The sequence below is a fragment of the Streptomyces sp. NPDC057486 genome (assembly GCF_042802415.1).
GTDB lineage: Bacteria > Actinomycetota > Actinomycetes > Streptomycetales > Streptomycetaceae > Streptomyces > Streptomyces yanii.
In genome coordinates this window covers 1-3,960 of record NZ_JBHVEE010000276.1, presented here as the reverse complement: position 1 = coordinate 3,960, position 3,960 = coordinate 1, and the positions used below count along the sequence as shown (strand labels likewise).

The following is a 3,960-nucleotide window of genomic DNA, read 5'->3' as shown; positions in this document are numbered from 1 at the left end:
CAATCCACTGCTGGGGCTCGACGACCCCTCTCTTCCCGATGCCATGCTCGCCCATCTGTACGAGATCGGTGTCGCCGCCGCCGACCTCGGCCGGGCCCTCGGGCAAGCCGCTCCGCTCCGCCCGCCGCCCACAACGACCGCCGAACCAGGGCAGATCAAGCACTTGGAGATCGGCCGACGAGATCGACTCGGCGGAACCCTTCGCGAGTACCAACATGCCGCCTGAGCAGGGCGGATGATTAATCGGCATCCGCAGTGCTGGCCGGGATCGTGGAGAAGGCCGGCCTGCCCTACGAGAGCCTGTCCGAGTACGTCGCCTACGCCATCGGCATAGAGCCCCTCTTTCGCAGCCTTGCGGGCCTCCAGCGCGACCGCGTCCGCGGTTAGAGCGCCCGTTTTCAAGGCCGCCGCGAGGTCGGTGACCAGGTGTTCGTGAGGCAGGTGACGGCCAAGAAGAAGGACTTCGATGAGCGAGTGCCGTCCCGTTCGCCGTGGGCTTTGACAGCCGCCGCTCACCAAGCGTCGTGGGCCGGGGTGAACCTGGACCCGGCCGAAGACGGAGCACGAGCACAGCGAGGCTCTGGCGCAATTCCGCGTCACCGATGCTGCGGACGCCATTCGAAGAGCAGGATGGTCACGTCGTCCCGCAGTTGGTTGCACTGGTAATCGAGGATGGCGTGGATGAGCAGCCGCAGTACCTCGGCCGGGCGCTGTCCGGCGGAGGAGGAGCGGATGATGAAGTCAGTGAACCGGTCAAGGCCGAACTCCGCACCGTCCGCGTCGCGAGCCTCCACGACACCGTCGGTGTAGAGCAGGACGCTATCGCCCGGTTCCAGGGTCGCCTCGTGGACTTGCCGGGCTGCCGGGGCGAGTGGACCAGCCAGGCCGATCGGCGGCTGTGGGGGGCTGTCCAGCGCCCGGGCGAGCACCCGCTCGCCACGGATCAGCAGCGGTGGGTGGTGACCGCAATTGACCCAGCGCAGCATCCCGGTCTCGGCGTCGAGCCGACACAGCACGCCGGTGCAGAAGTAGTCTGGCAGCCACTGGGCGAGCGCCTGGTCGACGGAGCCGACGACGTCGGCCAGGTCGGCACCGCCCCGGCGGGCGTTGCGCGCCGCCGCCATGGCGACCGAAGTGGTCAGGCCGGCGTTCAGATCGTGACCCATGGCATCGAGGATCATGGTGTGCAGGAGGTTCTTGACCACCGAGTGGTCGAAGGAGTCGCCGGCGATGTCGTACGCCGGTTCCAGGACCGCGGTCGATACGCACCTGCTGCTGCCGATGGTGCGGGGTGGCAGGAAGGCCCGCAGCATCTCGGCGGGCAACCGCATGGTCGCAGTGCGGGTGCGGGCGGCGAGCCAGTCGCTGTAGGCGCGCTTGGAGGTGATCAGCATGGCGAACAGATGGGCCAGCATCCGGCTGCGGCGCATCCGCACCTTGTCGAGCGAGGCGGTCCGCACCGCCAGCACGCCCAGCCGCTCCGCACCATCGACCAGAGGCATCCAGAGGATCAAGCCGTCGTCGGCCTCGGCCACCCGCGGGGAGACCGTGCGGTACGCCCAGCCGGCCGACGAGCGGTCCACCGGCAGCGGCTCCAAAGCCTCGTCGAGTGGGATGAGCAGCTGTTGTTGCAGGTCGACGAGGTAGATCAACGCGGTGTCCAGGCCCAGGGCGGAGGCGCACCGGTTCGCCAAGGCGGGCAGTTCGACTGGCAGGGCAGTCTGCGCCTCGATGATCAGCTCTTCCAGCCGATTCTCGTCGACGGCGGTATCGGGACCGGAGGACGCGTGCGGTGGGTCTGACACAGGGATCACCCCTTCCGTGCCCAGTTTCACACCGATCCCGTCCTCTCTCACGTCAGCCCGAGCAGGCGTCATGACTGAGGCCGCCCAGTGGGGGCACTGGCGCCGGCGGCAGCGAACCGGAACCTGATCCTGCCCTTGCCCCACAGACCGCGGATGGGGGCGATCTGCGTATGGCGTTCGGGCGTGAGGACGTCTTCCCGTTGGGCGGCCCGGTCTTACGACTTGAGGTGGACTACGACTCTGCCGTCGTTGGTCGGGTCTGTCTCGAAGCGTTCGTACAGCTTCTTGATGTGTGGCTGGTTGAGGAACGCGAGCACGCGTTTCTTCAGTTTTCCCGAGCCCTTGCCCGGAATGATCTCCATCGTGGTCTCGCCGCTGCGCGCTGCCTTGAACATGGCCTGGCGCAGGGCCATTTCGATGTCCCGGTTGTTGCGGAAGATCGGGTGCAGATCCACGGTGAGCAACGTGCAGCCTCCTGTTGTGTTCCGGCCACGCGAAAGGCCGCAGCTTGTCGGGCAAGGCTACGCGCGGCGCCGTTCGGGCACCGGTCCCCGTTCCGATACATCACCGGACCCTGCCTGCCCCTCTATCGGTACTGACCGTCGCAGCCCACGCCCCGGAGTGAACTCCAGGGCAACCCGCCTGGTCGTGGGCCGCCCGCCGGTGGCATTATCTGCGGGATGCCCCCTTCCCTCCAGGTCGGCCCGTACACCGTCATCGCGCTCGCCGACGGCGCGGGCCCCTTCTTCTCCCCCAGGTCGGAGGCGTTCCCCGATGCCACCGCCGAGCAGTGGGCGGCGGCCGACCGGCTCGATCCCGGCGCGCTCGACGCCAACGGGCGCTGGCGGCTCCAGTTCCGCGCGTTCGCGATCCGCAGCGACCGGGGTGTGACGCTGGTCGATGCGGGGATCGGCCCGGCCGACAGCCCGGCGGCCTCATGGGCGCCCGTGCCCGGGGCGCTCCCGGCCTCGCTGGCCGCCGCGGGTATCGAGCCATCCGATGTAGACACCGTGGTGCTCACGCACCTCCACACCGACCACGTGGGCTGGGCCGTCGTCGGCGGCGAGCAGGCGCGGCCGTTCTTCCCGAACGCCGAATACCTATTGCAGCAGGCCGAACTTGACGCTATCGAGGAGGTCAACCCGCAGCTGCGGTCCGCTGTGATCGACCCGCTCCGGAAGACCGACCAGCTACGGCTGCTCGACGGCGACTCCCCGCTGCGCGGCGGCGAGCGCGTCTTCGCCACGCCCGGGCACACACCCGGGCACCAGAGCGTGCTCGTCGAGTCCGGGCGCGACCTGGTCGCCGTCACCGGTGACCTGCTCGTGCACGCGATCCAGCTGCTCCACCCCGAACTCACCTACGCCCACGAGATGGACGTTGAGCAGGCAAGGTCCTCAAGGGAACAGGTGCTTCGCAGCCGGGCCGCCGGCACGCTCTACCTCGCGACACCGCACCTGACCGAGCCGTTCATCGCCCGCTGACCCACCCGGCGGGGCCGGTCATTTCGCGAGCACGCGCAGCCGCCCGGCCGTCTAGAGCCCGGTACCTGGGTCGCCCCTGCCGTCAACGGGCCTGGTCAGCGGCCTTCTTGGGAAACGCTGCGATCCGGGCAGTCGGCGGAACCCGCCGCCCCTCCTCCTTCATCAGGCACCAGCCGTGGGCGAGGCTGGGAACTCAGCGACTATTGCTCATCCGTCTCCCGCTTCCTCGCCGAGGGCGACGCAGCCGAGGATCCCGGGTAGGCCGCGCACGGGACCCCAAGATCAACTCATGGCCTCTTTGACCCGTATCTTGGCCAGACCCCTCCCGGCCGCCAACGTCGTCCAATCAGCCCGGGGGGCGGAAACGGTCCGATGGACGTCCGCCGTTCCATCGCGCTACCGTCCCGGGCCCCAAGAGGATCCGGTCCCTGGGGTGGGCAGTTCCCCAGGAGTCCCAGACAGCTCTCCGAGGACTCCGTAGGCCAAGACCGCAACAGCGACGGCGGCACAGAGAGCGGGGGCCAGGTCCTCATTCCTCTTCCTGATCTCTCTCAAGGCCAAGGCTCCGAACGCGAGGGCCACAATGACAAACACGGGCGACATGGGACTCCTTGTCGTTCGTGGGCCTGCCTCACCGCTGGTCCCGCCAAGAACTGGGCGGGGGGCAGGCC

Annotated in this window: 3 protein-coding genes and 1 pseudogene; 2 read left to right on the top strand and 2 right to left on the bottom strand. The window is 68.7% G+C overall.

What is annotated here, in order from left to right; all coding sequences use genetic code 11:
• A pseudogene (locus tag ACFU6I_RS48050) lies at positions 1–226 on the top strand (hypothetical protein); the annotation flags it as partial.
• A gap of 370 nt (positions 227–596) precedes the next feature.
• Here ACFU6I_RS48050 and ACFU6I_RS48045 read toward each other — a convergent pair.
• Entirely contained in the window at positions 597–1,814 is a 1,218-nt protein-coding gene (locus tag ACFU6I_RS48045) for a PP2C family protein-serine/threonine phosphatase (RefSeq protein WP_384380779.1), read from the bottom strand.
• A 206-nt stretch (positions 1,815–2,020) separates the two neighbouring features.
• Positions 2,021–2,260, bottom strand: a complete 240-nt coding sequence (locus ACFU6I_RS48040) for a Smr/MutS family protein (protein WP_345520041.1) — start codon at positions 2,258–2,260, stop codon at positions 2,021–2,023.
• Positions 2,261–2,485: 225 nt separating this feature from the next.
• Here ACFU6I_RS48040 and ACFU6I_RS48035 point away from each other — a divergent pair, with 225 nt between their 5' ends.
• Complete coding sequence (locus ACFU6I_RS48035; RefSeq protein WP_384380776.1) at positions 2,486–3,289, top strand: MBL fold metallo-hydrolase; 804 nt, start codon at positions 2,486–2,488, stop codon at positions 3,287–3,289.
• Positions 3,290–3,960 lie beyond the last annotated feature (671 nt).

Bases quoted from the DNA above. Each gene is read 5' to 3' on its own strand.
- ACFU6I_RS48035 (WP_384380776.1), top strand. From the start codon at position 2,486: ATGCCCCCTTCCCTCCAGGTCGGCCCGTACACCGTCATCGCGCTCGCC.